The organism is Streptomyces sp. NPDC020489 (assembly GCF_044386545.1).
Taxonomy (GTDB): domain Bacteria; phylum Actinomycetota; class Actinomycetes; order Streptomycetales; family Streptomycetaceae; genus Streptomyces.
This window is the reverse complement of sequence record NZ_JBIRUZ010000003.1, coordinates 525,209-541,059: the sequence shown is the minus strand read 5'-3', so window position 1 is coordinate 541,059 and position 15,851 is coordinate 525,209. Positions and strand designations below refer to the sequence as shown.

General features: G+C 73.8%; 14 protein-coding genes. 4 read left to right on the top strand and 10 right to left on the bottom strand.

Features of this window, described 5'->3' with window-relative positions; all coding sequences use genetic code 11:
- Window positions 1–16 precede the first annotated feature (16 nt).
- Both ACH41F_RS09470 and ACH41F_RS09465 read right to left on the bottom strand, forming a co-directional pair.
- Window positions 17–706 carry a response regulator gene (locus ACH41F_RS09470; protein WP_398834091.1) on the bottom strand — a complete coding sequence of 230 codons (690 nt, stop codon included), beginning with the start codon at window positions 704–706 and terminating at the stop codon, window positions 17–19.
- A gap of 42 nt (window positions 707–748) precedes the next feature.
- Window positions 749–1,606, bottom strand: coding sequence for a hypothetical protein (locus tag ACH41F_RS09465; protein ID WP_398834089.1), 858 nt, complete (start codon window positions 1,604–1,606; stop codon window positions 749–751).
- Between the two features lie 415 nt (window positions 1,607–2,021).
- On the opposite strand from ACH41F_RS09465, the gene ACH41F_RS09460 reads away from it, so the two are divergent.
- Window positions 2,022–3,872: a caspase family protein gene (locus ACH41F_RS09460; RefSeq protein WP_391239070.1), complete on the top strand. Its 1,851-nt coding sequence runs from the start codon at window positions 2,022–2,024 to the stop codon at window positions 3,870–3,872.
- Between the two features lie 4 nt (window positions 3,873–3,876).
- Here the strand turns inward: ACH41F_RS09460 and ACH41F_RS09455 are convergent, their stop codons facing one another.
- The 5 genes from ACH41F_RS09455 to ACH41F_RS09435 all read right to left on the bottom strand — a co-directional run bounded on the left by ACH41F_RS09455 (window position 3,877) and on the right by ACH41F_RS09435 (window position 10,972).
- Window positions 3,877–6,750 carry a CHAT domain-containing protein gene (locus tag ACH41F_RS09455; protein WP_391239067.1) on the bottom strand — a complete coding sequence of 958 codons (2,874 nt, stop codon included), beginning with the start codon at window positions 6,748–6,750 and terminating at the stop codon, window positions 3,877–3,879.
- Window position 6,751: 1 nt separating this feature from the next.
- Window positions 6,752–7,426: an RES domain-containing protein gene (locus tag ACH41F_RS09450; RefSeq protein ID WP_391239064.1), complete on the bottom strand. Its 675-nt coding sequence runs from the start codon at window positions 7,424–7,426 to the stop codon at window positions 6,752–6,754.
- A gap of 3 nt (window positions 7,427–7,429) precedes the next feature.
- Window positions 7,430–8,080, bottom strand: a complete 651-nt coding sequence (locus tag ACH41F_RS09445) for a hypothetical protein (protein ID WP_391239061.1) — start codon at window positions 8,078–8,080, stop codon at window positions 7,430–7,432.
- A gap of 130 nt (window positions 8,081–8,210) precedes the next feature.
- Window positions 8,211–9,329 carry a hypothetical protein gene (locus ACH41F_RS09440; protein ID WP_391239059.1) on the bottom strand — a complete coding sequence of 373 codons (1,119 nt, stop codon included), beginning with the start codon at window positions 9,327–9,329 and terminating at the stop codon, window positions 8,211–8,213.
- 383 nt (window positions 9,330–9,712) lie between these two features.
- Window positions 9,713–10,972, bottom strand: coding sequence for a sensor histidine kinase (locus ACH41F_RS09435; protein WP_398834085.1), 1,260 nt, complete (start codon window positions 10,970–10,972; stop codon window positions 9,713–9,715).
- Window positions 10,973–11,142: 170 nt separating this feature from the next.
- Here ACH41F_RS09435 and ACH41F_RS09430 point away from each other — a divergent pair, with 170 nt between their 5' ends.
- Window positions 11,143–11,343, top strand: a complete 201-nt coding sequence (locus ACH41F_RS09430) for a hypothetical protein (RefSeq protein ID WP_391239053.1) — start codon at window positions 11,143–11,145, stop codon at window positions 11,341–11,343.
- A 49-nt stretch (window positions 11,344–11,392) separates the two neighbouring features.
- On the opposite strand, the gene ACH41F_RS09425 is transcribed toward ACH41F_RS09430, so the two are convergent.
- Window positions 11,393–11,812 (bottom strand): MarR family winged helix-turn-helix transcriptional regulator, encoded by a 420-nt coding sequence (locus ACH41F_RS09425; RefSeq protein ID WP_398834083.1) that lies wholly within the window; start codon window positions 11,810–11,812, stop codon window positions 11,393–11,395.
- A gap of 96 nt (window positions 11,813–11,908) precedes the next feature.
- On the opposite strand from ACH41F_RS09425, the gene ACH41F_RS09420 reads away from it, so the two are divergent.
- Complete coding sequence (locus ACH41F_RS09420; RefSeq protein WP_398834081.1) at window positions 11,909–12,724, top strand: alpha/beta fold hydrolase; 816 nt, start codon at window positions 11,909–11,911, stop codon at window positions 12,722–12,724.
- 111 nt (window positions 12,725–12,835) lie between these two features.
- Here the strand turns inward: ACH41F_RS09420 and ACH41F_RS09415 are convergent, their stop codons facing one another.
- Together ACH41F_RS09415 and ACH41F_RS09410 are read right to left on the bottom strand one after the other, a co-directional pair.
- On the bottom strand, window positions 12,836–13,741 hold the full coding sequence (locus tag ACH41F_RS09415; RefSeq protein ID WP_391239604.1) for an EamA family transporter: 906 nt from the start codon (window positions 13,739–13,741) through the stop codon (window positions 12,836–12,838).
- A gap of 306 nt (window positions 13,742–14,047) precedes the next feature.
- Window positions 14,048–14,863: an AIM24 family protein gene (locus tag ACH41F_RS09410; protein ID WP_391239043.1), complete on the bottom strand. Its 816-nt coding sequence runs from the start codon at window positions 14,861–14,863 to the stop codon at window positions 14,048–14,050.
- A 100-nt stretch (window positions 14,864–14,963) separates the two neighbouring features.
- Here ACH41F_RS09410 and ACH41F_RS09405 point away from each other — a divergent pair, with 100 nt between their 5' ends.
- The gene (locus tag ACH41F_RS09405) at window positions 14,964–15,701 is read left to right on the top strand and encodes an SDR family oxidoreductase (RefSeq protein ID WP_398834078.1); all 738 of its coding nucleotides are present in this window, start codon (window positions 14,964–14,966) and stop codon (window positions 15,699–15,701) included.
- Window positions 15,702–15,851: the final 150 nt, after the last annotated feature.

Sequence of the window (15,851 nt, the reverse complement as noted above, 5' to 3'; positions counted from 1 at the left end):
CGCGCGGCACGCCCCGCTAGTGCCCGCCGTTCCCAGGTTCCCCGGACTCCTCCAACAGCCCGGCGTCGTACGCGAGCAGGGCGACCTGCACCCGGTTGTTGAGGCCGAGCTTGGCCAGGATGCGCGAGACGTGGGTCTTGACGGTGGCCACGCTCATGAAGAGCTCCGCGGCGATCTCCGCGTTGGACCGGCCCCGGCCGACGGCGACGGCCACCTCGCGCTCGCGGTCGTTGAGGGCGGCGACGCGCTCACGCGCGCGTGCCCGGCGGGTGTCGGCGGCGGTCCCGGCCGCGTGTGCCATCAACTGGCGGGTGACCGTCGGCGACAGGACGGGGTCGCCCGCCGCGACCCGGCGCACCGCCTCGACGATCTCCGCGGGCGGGGTGTCCTTGAGGACGAACCCGGCGGCGCCCGCGCGCAGGGCGCGCAGGACCTGGTCGTCGGCGTGGAAGGTCGTCAGGACCACCACCTGCGGGGCGTCGGGACGCGCGCGCAGCCGCTCGGTGGCGGTCAGGCCGTCCACGGACGGCATCCGGATGTCCATGAGGACGACGTCCGGGCGGGTGCGGTCGACGAGCGCCTCGACGTCCTTGCCGTCGGCGGCCTCCCCGACGATCTCGATGCCGTCGGCACCGCCGATCATCAGGGACAGGCCCGCCCGAACCAGGGGGTCGTCGTCGACGAGGAGCAGTCTGATCGCGGTCATGGGCCCTACGTAATCACGCTTTCGGGGCCGTACCGCACGGCGTCAGCCACGCAGTTGGACGCCGTACCGGGTGCGCAGCCGGCGGATCTCCCACCAGGCCACCGCCGACACCGAGGCGGGACCACCGAGGAACGCGAGGAGCGCGAGAAGCGGCGGGCCGGGCGGCAGTCCGCCCGCGGCCAGGCTGATGAGCGCGAACTCCCACACCAGAACGCCGGTGAGCAGGGCCGGCAAAGCCGCGTGGATGTCGGCGGAGTTGAAACCGCTGCGCACCGCGGGACCGGTGGCGAAGACCACGAAGGCCAGCAGCCAGAACAGCGGCACCAGCAGGGCGACGGCGGGCCAGGGGACGCCCGGGGTGGCCATCGACCTCCGTTGCAGCATCACGACCCCGACCATCACCAGCGGGATCGCCGTCACCGCGCCGACGTACCAGAGGGCGGCCCTCCCGGCGGCACGCACCCGTTGCCCGATGTGCGGCCGCAGGTGCGGCGCCGCCCAGCGGTACAGGACGGCGATGACCACGGGCGCGCTGAGCAGCAGCAGCGGCGGGGTGACCGCGAGCCGCATCATGTACTGCTGCTGCGCCTGGTCGTAGTCCTCCGGCCTGCCGTAGGCGGCCAGCAGGAGCAGGGACATGACGGCGGCGGCCAGGGCTCGTGCCTTCTGCAGCCGCCTCACCTGGGGGTCCTCGTAGCGGTGGCCGCGCGACGGGAAGAGGCGGTGCGCCCGGCTGCGGGCCGAGCGGGCGAACACATAGCCCGCCATCAGGGGCACGGTGACGAACCACAGGCACGGGGCCAGCAGCACGGCCCAGACGCAGCCGTGGATCCCGGGCCGCCCGCCGCGCAACAGCACCCGCAGCGGCGGCCATTCGGCGCCGCGCAGGTTCTGGAGCATCGCGAACGGCGACCTGTAGGGCTGCGGCTGCGGGACGTACGGATAGGGCTGCGGGGGGTAAGGGTGCGGGGGGTAGGGGTACGGCTGTGGCGGGACGTAGGGCCCTGGGTGCGGCGGAGGGCCGTAGGGGCCGCCGTTGGGAGGTGGGTTGTAGGGCCCTGGGTTCGGTGGTGGGCCGTAGGGACCGCCGTTCGGCGGTGGTGGCCAGGGCGGCTGGTACGGGTTGTCGGGTCCCCCGAAGCTCACGCTGCTGTCCTTCCGGTGCTCGTGGTGCGGTGGCCGGACAAGGCCAGCCGATGGGTTCACTCAAGTCAACTCCCTTCACGCCGCCAGGTCATGGGGATATGCGACGGCGACCGGTCCGCGCCCCGGAAACGCCCTGTCCGCGCCCCGCCGTTGCTGGCAGGATCGCCGCATGCGCACCGTGTACGCCCTGTTCGTGGGCATCGACGACTACCCCGAGGGCAGCCGGCTGCGCGGCTGCGTCAACGACGCACGTGACGCCGAGAGTTGGCTGCGGCGGCAGAGCGGCACCTTCGCACCCGTCGTCCGGACCCTGCACGACCGGCAGGCCTCCCGGGCGGCCGTCCTGGACGGCATCCGGCGGCATCTGGGGCGCAGCGGCCCGGACGACACCGCACTGTTCTGGTTCAGCGGGCACGGCAGCGCGTACCGCACGGACGATCCGCGCGAGGCGACCGGCTGGGCCCAGGCGCTGGTGTGCCAGGACAGTCTGGGGCCGGCCGGGCAGCCGCTGCTCCAGGACACCGAACTCGGCGCGCTGCTCGACGACATCGCGGCGCGCGGCACCCATGTCGTCGCGGTCCTCGACTGCTGCCACGCGGGCGGCGCGACCCGCGCCTCCGTCTTCGCGGCGCCGACCGGGGCGAGGGCCCGCGGGGTGGACTGGCAGCCCTGGTGGGGGGTGCCGACCTGCGTCCGCGAAGGGGGCGGCGCGGGCCCGGAGGCGGCTCGGCACGTCCTGCTGGCCGCCTGCCGTCCGTACGAGCGTGCGCACGAGAACCTCGTCGACGGGCGGATCCGCGGCTACTTCAGCCACGCGTTGCTGGGCGCACTGGACCGGCTGGGCCCCACGGCCGCCTACGGCGCGGTGCACGCGCTCGCCGAGGAGCGGGTGCGCACCCTCAGTGTGATCCAGCATCCCGAGCTGCGCGGCCCGGAGAACGGTGCCGTCCTGTCCGGTGCCCCGGTGGAGACCGGGCCCTTCCTGCTCCGGCACACGGAGTACGGCTGGGAGGTCAACTGCGGCCAGGCGCACGGGCTGAGGGCGGCGGGCGCGGAGTTCGCCCTGCTCGGCGGTCCCGCGTCACGGCGGGTCGTCGTACGCCAGGTGCAGCCCGAGTCCAGCCTGGTGGAGCCGGACGGATGGCAACCCGGGGCGCAGGACCGTCGCTTGGCCCATCCCGTGACGCCGACGGCGTTGGCGTTCACCCCCGCCGCCGTGACACTCGCCGGTGATCCCGGTGCGGTGCACCTGCTCTCGGCGGCCATGGCGCACGTGCCGCAACTCGCCCACGGCGGGGGCGGGCTGCCGCTGCGGGTCGATGCGGCGGGCGGATGGGCGCGGGTGTCGGGCGGGGCCGGGCACCCGGTGCCCGACCTGCCGCTGCGGTCCCCGGCGGACGCGGCCCGGGTCGTCGACTGCCTGGCGCATCTCACCCGTTGGCATCACATCCTGGACCTGCGCAATCCCGATCCCTGGCTGTCGTCCCTCGTCCGGGTCACCGTCGAGGGGACCTCGGTGGGCCGGGTGACGTACTCCGCGGACGGGGAGATCGTCTGCGGCTACACCCTGGACGGCCGGCAGCCCCAGGTGAGGATCCGCGTCCACAACACCTCCGACCGCCAACTCTGGTGCGTGCTGTTGGATCTGACCGATCGTTACGCGTGCTCCCCGCACCTCTACGAGGGGGACTTCGTCGCGCCAGGCAGGGCGGGGGAGGCACGGCGCGGGCAGCCGGTGTGGCTGCGGCTGCCGCCGGGACGGGCGCTGGTGCGGGGTGCCTTCGCGCGGGACTGGCTGAAGCTGATCGTGACCGAGAACGAGCTGAACCTCGCCCCGTTCCGGCTGCCCGCCTGGCCTCCGGACACCTCCGTCGAGGGGCCTCGCGACGAGAAGGCGGGCGCCGACGGCGGGTTCCTGCGGCTGGCCATGCCGACGTACGCCCGGGACGCGGGCGGTCCGCCGCACGACGTGGGCCGCTGGGGGACGGCGCAGGTCGTGCTGCGGACGGAGGTCACCTGACGGCTCACCGGCCCAGGTGGGTGAAGCCCGCCCAGGCGGTCAGGTCGGCGCCGCTGATGCGGTGCACGCGGGCCCGCAGGTGGGCCGGCATGCCGGGCGGCGGCTGCCGACGGTCGTCCAGCATCCACAACTGCGCGCTGCGCAGGGCGGGTCCGGGGCGCAGGCCGTCGTGGCTGATGAAGTGGTGGGTCATGTACATCAGCAATGACGTCGCCTCGTCGGGCACCGGCCACAGGGAGCCGATCACCGAACGGGCGCCCGCCACCAGGAACGCCGTGGACAGGCTGTACGCCTCGTCGTAGCCGCGCCCCGACACATTGGTGCGGCAGGCGGCGAGGACGACGAGCTCCAGGTCCGGGAAGCGGCCGGAGCCCTCGGTCAGCTCCTCAGCCGCCAACTTCCCGCCGGACAGGGCGAGATAGGCGCTGTGCCGTTCACCCTGGCGCACCACTCCGTGGCAGGCCAGGTGCAGCACGCCGCCGCGCTGGCGGCGCAGCCAGTCGGTGACGGCGGCGGGGGTGGCGGTGCCGGGGCCGAGGAGGTCGCCGTGCGGGTGGAAGGCGCGGTGGATGGCCTCGGCCTCCTCGCCCGCGTGATGCAGGTCGCGGGTGGGGTTGCCGACGACGAGGGCCTGCCGGGTCGTGGTGACGGGCCGGGCGGCGACCTCGCAGAGCAGCCGGGCGGAGGGCAGATAGGAGACGTCCGCCTCCTGGCAGGCGTGGCGAGGGCCCCGGCCGGGCAGCCGGGCCGCGTGCCAGGGCACGGCGCCGAGTTCGGCCATGGGCACCAGGACGACGGAGGGCACCCGGCCGTAGCCGCGCGGGAGGTGCTGGAGCAGCGGCTGCATCACCGCCGTACCGGCCCAGTCGCACAGCCGTTCAAGCGCTGCGCGGCTGACGTCGGTGCGCGGCGGCGGGATGGGGTCGGGGTCGGTGGGCGGGCCGCCGGCGTCCCGGCCGGGGGTGCCGGTGGCGCGGTACGCGGCCAGTTCGGGGGCCTCGGCGAGGAGGCGCGGCAGGGGCAGCGCGCGGGTCCGGCCGTCGGCGGTGACGATGAGCGCCTGGCCCTCGTCGGCGCGCCGGCCGAAGACGACCTTGTCCGTCAGGCTCGGCTCGTCCGTACTGCCGGGGACGAGGTAGACGAGGGCCGTCGCGCCCATGGTGCGCAGGGCCGCGCCGATCTCCTCGGGGCTGGGGGCGTCCAGGAGTCGCTGTCGCAGCGGGGACGCGGAGAGCACCTCCAGGACGCGGCGGCGCAGCCGGCTCGACGGGCCGGAGACCGGGATCTGCCCGGTGAGCGTCAGTCCGGCCGGCGGCTGGGGTGCCACCGCGGCGCCGGACCGCCGCCATTCGTCCGCCAGTTCCGCATGGCCCGCGGCGGCCAGCAGGTCGGGCACGCCGCTCGCCACGGTCGCCGCGTGCAGGGCGAGTCCGCGTCCGGCGTCCAGGGCGCGGACGGCGTCGGTGTGGGCGCCGTCGGCGATGCACCACCGGGCGACGTCGAGCGCGTTCTCGCCCGCCCGCCGGGCGGTCTCGGCGGCGTGGGCGGTACCGGACTGCAGCAGGACCTGCCAGGCGCCCGCGCGCAGGGCGTCGAGGCCGACGCGCCGGGACTCCTCGTGGTTGCGGCGCTTGGCGTGCCGGTCGCGCGGGTGCAGCAGGTCGCCGCGGAAGCGGTACGCCATGGCGAGCGCCATGCCGTTGTTCCCCCAGGTCGGGTGCTCGGGGCCGCCGGAGAGCCTGAGGGTGTGCCGCAGCCAGGAGATGCCCTGGTCCAGGTGGCGGGGGCAGTCGGCGCGGGGGGCGACGCCGTTGACGGCGATCATGCAGTGGGCCATGCCGAGTGCGCCGGCGTTGCGGAGCCACCGTTCGTCGTCGGGCTCCAGCAGGTCCATGGCCTCCTCGATGAGTCCGAGTGCCTCCAGGGTGCCCCGGTGGTCACCGGCGAACAGGGCGCGTGCCATGCGGGTGAGTCCTACGTCGCCGAGCTGGTCGGTTCGCGCGTTGCGTGGGACCAGGTCGATCTGCCGTCGGACCTCGTCCAGCGGGACGGCGTCCGGGAAGTCCTCCGCCGTGAGGTCGCCGCCCGTGCGGCGTGCGACGAGGATCGTCAGGTTGCTGCGGGCGGCGTCGAGGTAGGCCTCCAGGTTGGGGCGGTCCATCTGGTCGGGCGACATCCGCGCCAGGGCCGCCTCCATCTCCCGGATGCGCAGCGCGAGTTCGGCCTCGTCCTCGCGCCGGGTGGCCTGATGGGAGCGGTACGAGGCCAGTTGTGCGGCCATCGCGAGGCGCTGCTGCTCGTCGAACGCCGGGGAGTCGGCGAGCCGGGCCAGGTCATCGACGGCGGAGTCGAAGTCGTCCTCACCGCCGCCGAGTTGGGCCAGATGGATGCGCACCCCGGCATGGGACACCTCGATCGCGTCCCGCTGGGGGCTGCCGGGCGGCAGCAGGGCGCGGGCCTCCTCCAGCCGGGCGAGCGCCGCCTCCATCTCGGCGGGGTCACCGAGCTGTTGGAGGGCCTGGATCCCGCTCACGCCCAGGATGCCGGCCTGCCATCCCTGGTCCTGCGGCCCGTACTGCCGTGCCTCGGCGAGGAGTTCCTGCCGCCGCCGCGGATCCCCGACCGGCTGGTCGAACATCAGATGCGGCAAGATGCTGATGATCTGCCCCGCCCGCAGCCCGGACATCAGGGTGCCCCGGGGCAGTTCCCGCCAGTCCTCGTACAGCAGGTCGTAGGCCTCGCGTCCCGTGGCACAGCCCAGGTGGCCGAGGACCAGAGCGGTGATCCGGGCCATGTCCTGGGCCTCGTTCATCCCCTGGCTCGCGGCCGACTGCACCTCGTAGAGCAGGGCTTGCAGGTCGTAGGTCCGCTGCGGCACGTCAGATCGTCCGTTCCGGCCGCCGGGGCGCGGCCTGTGTCCTGTAGGGCGCGAGGACGCCGCCCAGCCAGCGCTCGCCCTCCTCGGTCCCGAAGTCGACGGAGGGGGCGCCCGTCTCCTCGAGGACCGGCCCCCCGGTCCGGTCCTCGAACAGGACGGCGACCCGCTCGGCGGGCTCGCGCTTCGACGGCCAGACGAAGCCCTGCGCCCAGGGTTCGGTACGGCGGCGTATCCAGTGCCCCCAGTCGCGGGTCTGCGGGTAGTCGGCGCCCTCGGTGTGCACCAGCCAGGTGTCCTGGGCCACCGCCGCGAGGTCCGCACCGGACATCAGCGACACGACCTCGACGTCGACGGCCAGCCGCAGGAACGACAGACTGCGCCTCTCGAACGCGACCCGCGGCAGCAGCCGGGGGCCGCCGTCACCCTCGAAGGGCAGTGAACGGAGCAGCACTTCGCTCACGGCCGCGCCGACACCGAAGCCGACGTAGAGGTAGCCGTAGGGGTCGTACGGGGTGCTGTCGAACCGTCCGCCGTAGTAGAAGGGGTGCGAGGGACGGGTGTTGTACGCCGTCGGCGCGCGGTGGGTGGAGTGCACCCGGTAGACGGGCGTACCGGCGCGCAGGACCGCGCGGGTGGGTTCGCCGGGCAGCTTCTCGGGAGGCGGGTACTTTCCCATCGGCTACTCCCCCGTCCCGTCGGCGGCCACCAACGCCTCGGCCGCGCCCAGCAGTTCGGCGTCCCGGCCGCGGCCCAGGAGGTCGGCCGGGGTGCCGTCCCACCATGTCGTGCGCGACAGCCACCAGTCGGCCGCACCCCAGGGATCGGTGTCGGCGCGCAACAGGGTGTTGACCTCCGGCACGATCCGCCACGGCATGGTCCCGGCCTCGAACTGGAAGCGCGGGAGGCGTCCGACGCCGTCCTCGCCGGACAGCACGATCAGCCGCGGGTCCGCCTCCGGCCACCAGTCCGACATGGGCTGCGCGAGCAGGCGTTCGCGTACGGGACCGAGGAGGGGGCCGACCATCGGGTTCCGGTCGAGCACGAGCAGACACAGGTCACCGGCGGCGAACCCCTCGACCTGCACGGACGCGGGCGCTCCCCCGGCGAACCGTCCCGGGTCGCCGTCCTGACGCAGCCGTGCCGCCTCCGGGGCGGGCAGGGCGTCGAGCAGGGTTCGGGCCGCCCGCTCGGCGACGGGCTCCTGATCGGCCCCGGCGGCCCGCAGTTCGGCGAGCCGGTCCCCGAGAGTCCGGCGAGCATCCGGGTCGAGCAGCCGCGACAGCCGGCCGTAGTCCGCGGCGAACCCGGCGAGCACCAGGAAGGGATTCATGCGGCTCCGGCCTCCCTTGCGGACGGGCGGTCGGGGCGGCAGGCGTTGTCTCGTGGGAGGGGGTGGATCGCCGTCACGCAGAAGGGCTGGTGCGCCGCCGTCGGGGGCTCGACCGGCACCGGTAAGGGCTTCATCCGCATGTGTTCTCTCCTGTCGAGTCCGGTGCGTGGAGCGGGTGTTGTGCGACCCCGAGCACATCCGCGACCAGGTCGGCGAGCAGGGGTCTGCGGACCAGGAGATGCAGGGCCCGGTCGGCGGCGGCGTCGGCGGCCAGCGCGGACCACAGGGCGCTCACGCTGGTCTGCGCGGGCAGTCCGCCGCGCCCCGCGCCCAGCAGGGGGAAGCAGATCGAGCGCAACGGCGGTACGAAGGCGTCGCGTTCCTCGTCCATCAGCGCCAGTGCGCGGGCCGCGGCCCCGGCGACGTCCTGCGGGGTGACGTCGTAGTCGTTGGTCCCGGGCCGGGGCACGGTGACGGCCGCGTGATAGATACGGCGCACCCCGCGCGCCGCGAGGGCACCCGGCCCGGTCGGCGCGACCGTCCCGGGGAGCACGGGGCGTCCCGAGACGCCGTTCTCCCGTCGCCAGTGCGCCAGTTCCTCGTGCACCGGGTCCCCGGTGACGTCGCCCCGCGCGTCCCGCACGGCACCGGCGCGACGCAGCGCGGCCGGCACGGAGGCCTTGAACATCTCCGGCAGGGCGAGGTGGGTGTTGACCGGCGAGACGATCACGTCCACGTTCCGGACGAGTTCGACGGGGTGGACGTGCAGCGTCACACCGACCGCTCCGACACGCAGGGCGCGATGCTGCAAGTGCGGTGCGAGCAGGGCGGGTCCGGGTCCCGGGAGGCCGCGCACACCGGTGCCGGCGAGCCAGCAGACCTGCTCGGCGATCTGGCCGAGGACCATCTCCTCCTGGCTCTTGCGGAACCGCTCGACGCTGACGCTGTACGCCCGTGCGGCAAGCCTGCGCCGATCCGCCGCGGGGCGGTCGCGCAGCCCCGGTGCCAGACCGAGCGTGAACTCGGCCGCCACCTGCAACGGGCCCCCGCCGAGCCGGGTCACCGCGGCCCGCAGCAGGTTCTCCACCTCGACGGGCCAGGCGTCCGTGACCGCGCCGGAGTGCGGGGCGGCCGCCCGTCGCAACGACGGCAGGTCGAGGTCACGAATGCGGACCAGGCCCTCCACCCGGACCAACTTCACCTCCCTGAGGACCGACGCGACGTCGAACTCCGCAGCAGCAGGGGCCATGCCCCCCATGATCGTGCGCCCGTCGCACCGGCCACAAGTGCCGACCAAAAGTGCGGTACGGCACCTACGCTAACGATCGCCGGGACGGCGAGGCGCGCGCTGACGGGGCGTCACCCGGTCGAGAGCGGGGCGGAGTCGGGGCGGGGCCGCCTCGGGGCGGGGGGCAGGGCCGGGGTGGGTCCCGGGACGGAGTCGGGGCGGATCGCCCCAGAGCGGGGGCAGGGCCGGGGCAGATCTGGGACGGGTCCGGGAGCAGAGCCGGGACGGTCCTGGGGCAATGCCGGGACGGGTGGGTCCGGGCAGATCCGGGGCGGATCCCGGGGCGGACGACGCACGGCCGTCCACCGGCGGTTCACTCACCGCCCATCACACGCCGCGCCCCCTCACCCCCACGGCAACCAAGCCCGGACCTCGAACCCCCCGTCCCCCTCCGGCGCGTGCTCCAGTCGCCCGCCCGCCAGCGTCGCCCGCTCGGCCAGTCCGATGAGCCCCTGTCCGGAGCCCGGTACGGGGGTCACCTCGCCCTCGGGTGGCGGATTGCGGACCGTCACGCTCAGGCCGTCGCCGGGGGCTCCCTGGACGGAGACGGTGACCTCCGCGCCGGGGGCGTGCTTGCGGGCGTTGGTCAGGCCCTCCTGGGCGATGCGGTAGGCGGTGCGGCCGACGGAGGCGGGGACGGCGCCGGCGTCGGTGACGCGGATGTCGAGGACGACCTTCATGCCGGCCTCGCGGGACTCGGCGACCAGCGCGTCCAGCGCGGCGAGGGTCGGCTGGGGGCGCCCGGTGTCGTCGTGCTCGCCGGCCCGCAGGACGCCGATGATCTCGCGCAGGTCCTGGAGTGCCTCGTGCGCGCTCTCACGGATGACGCCGGCCGCGCGGCTGACCTCCGCCGGGGGTGCGTCGGGGCGGAACTCCAGCGCGCCCGCGTGCACGCTGAGCAGGGTCAGGCGGTGGGCGAGGACGTCGTGCATCTCGCGCGCGATGGCCTCACGGGCGAGCTGCTGGGCCTGCTCGGCCCGCAGCCGGGCCTCCGTCTCGGCGCGCCGGGCACGGTCCTGGAAGCTCACCATCAGCAGCCGCTTGGAGCGGACGACCATGCCGCAGGCGATCACGACCACGGTCAGCAGCACGAAGATGATGACCGTGGCCAGGTACGGCAGGTCGGGGTCGGGACGCATCCAGAAGTAGAACGGGATGAGCACGAGGTTCACGCCGCCCACCCAGGCCACGTGCCGGAAGGGCCGGTGCACGGCGAGGGTGAACAGGGCGATCATGCAGGCGCCGCCCGCCGTGTCGGAGATGATCCCGACCGGGAGCGCCGCGATGGCCAGCCCGAAGGGCCAGCGGCGGCGCAGCCACACCGCGGCGCAGGCGACCGCGCCGATCAGCTGGTCGAGGTGGGCGACGTTGTCCGAGACGTGCGGGTTGTGGGTCACGGCGTCCGCGCCGACGAGGCCGAGCCCCACCGCCATTAGGAAGCAGCTGAAGTCGACGAGCCAGTCGCGCGCGGTACGCCGGGGCCGGCGTCCGGGACGCTCACCGTCCGGGTCGAGTTCCTTCAGGACGGCCGAGGGCAGCAGCCAGCGCCGCCCGGTGAACGCCCGGGGCACCGATGCCGCCTTGTCGCCTCTCACGGTCGACAAATCTACGCACGGACGGCGCGCGTCAGCCGCACACGACGGCGATCCGCGACCAAAGTCGGCCCAGCGGCTACTTTCGGCGCGCCCGGCCGGACCGGGCCGGAGACTTCCGTCTAACACGCCGCGCCCCGCGGCCGATGTGCGTGGGGAGATCGCCCGGCGACCGTGTTGCCATGAAGCAACTGCTGGAACTGTTCGGCTTTCTCGCCCTGGTGCAGGGCGTCGCCGGTCTGCTGCACGAGTTCACCGACCTGCACTGGGGGCTCGTCCAGAAGATCGGCTTTCTCGACGGCTACGAGCTGTACGCGAGCGTCACGCTGCTCGTGCTGGCGATCGCGCTGTTCGCCGCTGCGGAGAGCCAGAAGTCCGACTGAACACGGGCCGGCCTGCCGCCCCTCCGGAAGCGTGTGGTGCCGCGGCGGGTCAGGCCGTGGGGTTCGGGCCGAGGGCGATGTCGAGGAGGGCGCCGAGCTGCTCGAGCTGGTCGGGGGTGAGGGCGCTGAACGAGCTCGCGGTGATGGCGTCGAGCGCGGTCTGACCCTCGGCCAGCAGCCGTGCGCCTTCCTCGGTGAGCCGGTGACGGACGGCGCGCCCGCGGCCCGGTACCCGCTCGATCAGGCCGCGTTCGGCCATGCGGGCGGCCAGCGATCCGAAGGACTGGTCGGTCTGGAAGGTCAGCACGGCCAGGTCGTGCAGCGAGGCGTCGGGGTTGGCGTGCAGGTGCCGCAGGGTGTCCCACTGGACCAGCGACAGGCCGAGCGGCGCCAGCGCCCGGTTGGCGGCGCGCTGATGCCGGTGCTGGAGACGCTTGACGGCCAGGCCGACTTCGGAGGGTTTGCGCATGGCCCAAGTCTACGCATGATCCAAGGTTGCTTAGATAAGAGACCTGATCTAAGGTTCCTTATATAAGCAAGCTGATTCATGAGGAGATTGAAGACGATGCACGCCTCCGTTCCGACCGGTATTCCGACCGGTTCCCTCCAGCCCGCCCGCACCCGCGGCCACACCGTCGCGTCCCCCGCCGGACCGGTCGAGATGACCGTCCAGGACCGCGACCGCACCCGCCCCTTCCTGCTCCTGCACGGAGGCGGGGGCGTGCCCACCATGTCCGGCTTCGCCGACCTCCTCGCCGAACGCGCCCACACCCGGGTGCTGCTGCCCACCCACCCCGGTTTCGGCGGCACCCCCAAGGCCGACGGCCTCACCGACGTCACCGCGCTGGCCCGCGCGTACGTCGCCCTGCTGGAGGAGCTCGACCTCACCGACGTCACCGTCGTCGGCAACTCCTTCGGCGGCTGGCTCGCCGCCGAGATCGCCCTTCAGGAAAGCCCGCGCGTCAGCAGCGCCGTCATCGTCGACGGCATCGGCATCGAGGTGGACGGCCACCCCGTGACCAACCTCGCCGGCATGACACCGCAGCAGATCAGCACCTACTCCTTCCACGACCCGAGCAAGGCACCCGTTCCGCCCGCCGGCCAGACAGGGCCGAGCCCCGACCTCCAGGCCCTGATCGGCTACACGGGCCCCACGATGTCCGACCCGACGCTCACCGGCCGACTGGCCGGCCTCGACCTGCCCGTCCATGTCATCTGGGGCGAGAGCGACCGCGTCGTCACCCCCGACTACGGCCGCGCCTACGCCGCCGCCATCCCCGGCGCCTCCTTCACCCTGCTGCCCCGCACCGGCCACCTCCCGCAGCTGGAGACTCCCGAGGAACTCCTCGGCGCCATCCTCGACCTCGACCTCGGCGCCTGACCCACCTCACCGACCGGCCCCGGCACCGTCGCAACCACCGCCCACGGCAAGGGCGTTGGTGCCGTCCGTGCCATCGAGGTACGGGAGACGACCAACAGCCTGTGCGCGGGGTCACCCTGTCGCCCGGCGCCCCCATGCCGTCCCCACGAGCACCAGCGCACCACCCGCCAGGCCGAGCGCGCCGAGCCGTTCCCCGCCGAGCGCGATGCCGGCCAGGGCGGCCCACAGGGGCTCGGTGCCGAGCAGCAGGCTGACCCGGGACGGGGAGGTGCGGCGTACGGCCCACATCTGCACGAAGAAGGCGAACAACGTGCAGCACACGGACAGGAACAGCAGGCCCGTCCACTCGCGCGGCCCGAAGTCCGCGGCCGCTTCCCACGGCGTGGTGTCGGCGCCCGTGGCCAGGAGCGCGAACACCGCTACGGCGGCGCCGAGTTGGACCGTGGTCAGGGAGAGCGCGTCGGCGCCCTGGACGGCCTTGACGCGGGACATGGCCAGGACGTGGACGGTGCGGGCGAGGGCCGCGAGCAGCATGAGCAGGTCGCCGAGGGAGGGCGGGGTGAAGCCGCCGCCCTGGGTGAGCAGGACGACCCCGAGCACCGAGAGGGCGGCGGCACCGAGGAAGGCCCGTGAGGGGCGGGTACGGGTCACCGCGGCCTCGGCGAGCGGGGTGAAGATCATGGTGAGGCTGATGATGAGACCCGCGTTGGTCGCCGAGGTGTGGACGACGCCGTAGGTCTCCAGCAGGAAGATCCCGCTGAGGATGAGTCCGAGCAGTCCGGCCCCGCGCCACTGGGCGGCGGTCAGGGCGCGCAGTGAGCGCCGACCCGCGATGACCAGGACCGGCAGGACGATCGCGAAGCGCAGGACCAGGACGGCGATCACCGTCCGCGCGGTGGTGATGTCCTTGGCGGCGAGATAGCTGGCGCCCCACACGACCGCCACGGCCAGGACGGGCAGGTCGGTCAGCCAGGTGCGGCGGGGCGCGAGGGCCCCCGGTACGGCGATCGAGGACATCTGGGCGGCTCTCCCGGTCTCCATCGGTGAGGTGGAGACGTCGGCGGCTCGCACACGGAGCGATCACCGTACCGGTGCGGCCGCACTTCGCCTAGGCGTTTCCAGGCGTTGCCGGGGATCCGTACGTACGTCCCGTACTCCGGTCGTCCGACCAGGTCGTACGTCTGGATGGAGATGCCCGTGGAGGTGCCTGCCGGGGTGGGGTCGTGAGTCGCGGGGCGACTGCGGGCCCGCCGTCGTCGAGCGCGTAGTTCCCCGCGCCCTGGGCTCAGGCCCCACCGGCACCCGCGACTCATCGACGGTCCGTCATCCGGCGTGCGTCGAGAACAGACCGCCGGTCGGTCCCTGCTTGTCGCCGCCCTGGGCCTTCTTCAGGGCGTTGGCGAGGCTCTCGATGGTGAGCGACTGGAGGATGACCCGGCCGTCGCCCTCCAGGGTGGCCAGGGAGAGGCCCTCGCCGCCGAAGACGGCGTTCATGAGCCCCTGCCGGTTCAGACCGCCGACACGCTGGACGCCGTAGCGGATGCCGTCCTCGAAGGCGACCACGCAGCCCGTGTCGACCTCGACGCGGCCACCGAAGTCGGCCGGGTTCAGGTCGATGAAGTTGCCCGCGCCCGCGATGATCACGGTGCCGCGGCCGGTGAACTTCTCCAGGACGAACCCCTCGCCGCCCTTCATGCCGGTCCTGCCGCCCTGGAAGGCGATGCCGAACTCGACGGTGGACTCGGCGGCGACGAAGGCGTCCTTCTCCGCGAACCACGCGCGCGTGCCGTCGAGCTCCAGGGCGCGCATCTCGCCGGGCAGGACCCCCGCGAAGCCGACGGTGCCCTCGCCGCCGGTGGAGGTGAAGTACTGGAACGCCAACGACTCGCCCGCGAGCGCGCGCTGGCCGACCTGCATGGCGGTGTCCATGGCCTGACGCAGCATGCCGCCCATGCCGCCGGCACCGCCCTGGGGCTGCTGTCCGCCGGCGCTCGACGGACCGCCCAGGCGGGTCTCCATGGTGACGTTCGTGGTCTTGAACAGGAACTTTCCGGCCTCGCAGTACACGGTCTGGCCGGGCTGGAGGCTGACGACCGCCATCTGCATGGCGTTGCCGACGATCTCTTGCTGAAGGGTCACGTGAGAGGAACGAAGGATGCGGAGGAAAGAGTTCCGGTCCGGTCAGCTCGGTGTCCGTTCGCCGCCAGCGTCTGCCCGCGCGGGCCGCTGGGATGGACCCATGACAACGACTCTGAACGGCAAGGTGGCCCTGGTGACCGGCGGCAGCCGCGGCATCGGGGCGGCGACGGTCCTGCGGCTCGCCCGAGAGGGCGCGGACGTGGCGCTGACCTACGTGAATGACAAGGAGGGGGCCGCGGACGTCGTGCGGGCCGTGGAGGCGCTGGGGCGCCGGGCGGTGGCCCTGCGGGCGGACGCGGCGGACGCGACGGAGGCGGCCGGGGCGGTGGAGCGGACGGTCGAGGCGCTCGGTGGCCTCGACGTGCTGGTGAACAACGCGGCCGTGGGAGTGGTCGGGCCGTTGGAGGGCCTGGCGCTCGCGGAGGTGGACCGGGTGCTCGCCGTCAACGTGCGGGGCGTGTTCCTGGCCTCGCAGGCCGCTGCCGCGCGACTGGGGCCGGGCGGGCGGATCATCACGGTCGGGTCCTGCATGACCCAGCGCGTCCCGGGGCCCGGCGGCAGCCTCTACGCCATGAGCAAGTCAGCGCTGATCGGGCTGACGAAGGCCCTGGCGAGGGAGCTGGGCGGGCGCGGCATCACCGCGAACATCGTCCACCCCGGCCCGACCGACACCGACATGAACCCGGCCGACGGCCCCTACGCCTCCGACCAGGCGGCAATGACGGCGCTCGGGCGGTTCGGGACGGCCGACGAGGTGGCGGAGATGGTCGCCTACCTGGCCGGGGCGGATTACGTGACGGGGGCGGAGTTGTCGGTGGACGGGGGGCACGCGGCGTGACGCTGACGGGGCGGGGATGACCCGCGGCGTGACGCCGACGGGTCAGGGATGACACGCGGCGTGACGCCCGTGTGCTGTTCTCACCCCCGCCGCCGCTACCCGGGGCCTGGGGGCGGCAGCCAGCCTCCAGGGCGGGGACCGGTCGGGGCG

Coding starts and splice junctions, on each gene's coding strand:
- ACH41F_RS09470 (WP_398834091.1), bottom strand. CDS start 706: ATGACCGCGATCAGACTGCTCCTCGTCGACGACGACCCCCTGGTTCGG.
- ACH41F_RS09465 (WP_398834089.1), bottom strand. CDS start 1,606: ATGCTCCAGAACCTGCGCGGCGCCGAATGGCCGCCGCTGCGGGTGCTG.
- ACH41F_RS09460 (WP_391239070.1), top strand. CDS start 2,022: ATGCGCACCGTGTACGCCCTGTTCGTGGGCATCGACGACTACCCCGAG.
- ACH41F_RS09450 (WP_391239064.1), bottom strand. CDS start 7,426: ATGGGAAAGTACCCGCCTCCCGAGAAGCTGCCCGGCGAACCCACCCGC.
- ACH41F_RS09445 (WP_391239061.1), bottom strand. CDS start 8,080: ATGAATCCCTTCCTGGTGCTCGCCGGGTTCGCCGCGGACTACGGCCGG.
- ACH41F_RS09440 (WP_391239059.1), bottom strand. CDS start 9,329: ATGGCCCCTGCTGCTGCGGAGTTCGACGTCGCGTCGGTCCTCAGGGAG.
- ACH41F_RS09430 (WP_391239053.1), top strand. CDS start 11,143: ATGAAGCAACTGCTGGAACTGTTCGGCTTTCTCGCCCTGGTGCAGGGC.
- ACH41F_RS09425 (WP_398834083.1), bottom strand. CDS start 11,812: ATGCGCAAACCCTCCGAAGTCGGCCTGGCCGTCAAGCGTCTCCAGCAC.
- ACH41F_RS09420 (WP_398834081.1), top strand. CDS start 11,909: ATGCACGCCTCCGTTCCGACCGGTATTCCGACCGGTTCCCTCCAGCCC.
- ACH41F_RS09415 (WP_391239604.1), bottom strand. CDS start 13,741: ATGTCCTCGATCGCCGTACCGGGGGCCCTCGCGCCCCGCCGCACCTGG.
- ACH41F_RS09405 (WP_398834078.1), top strand. CDS start 14,964: ATGACAACGACTCTGAACGGCAAGGTGGCCCTGGTGACCGGCGGCAGC.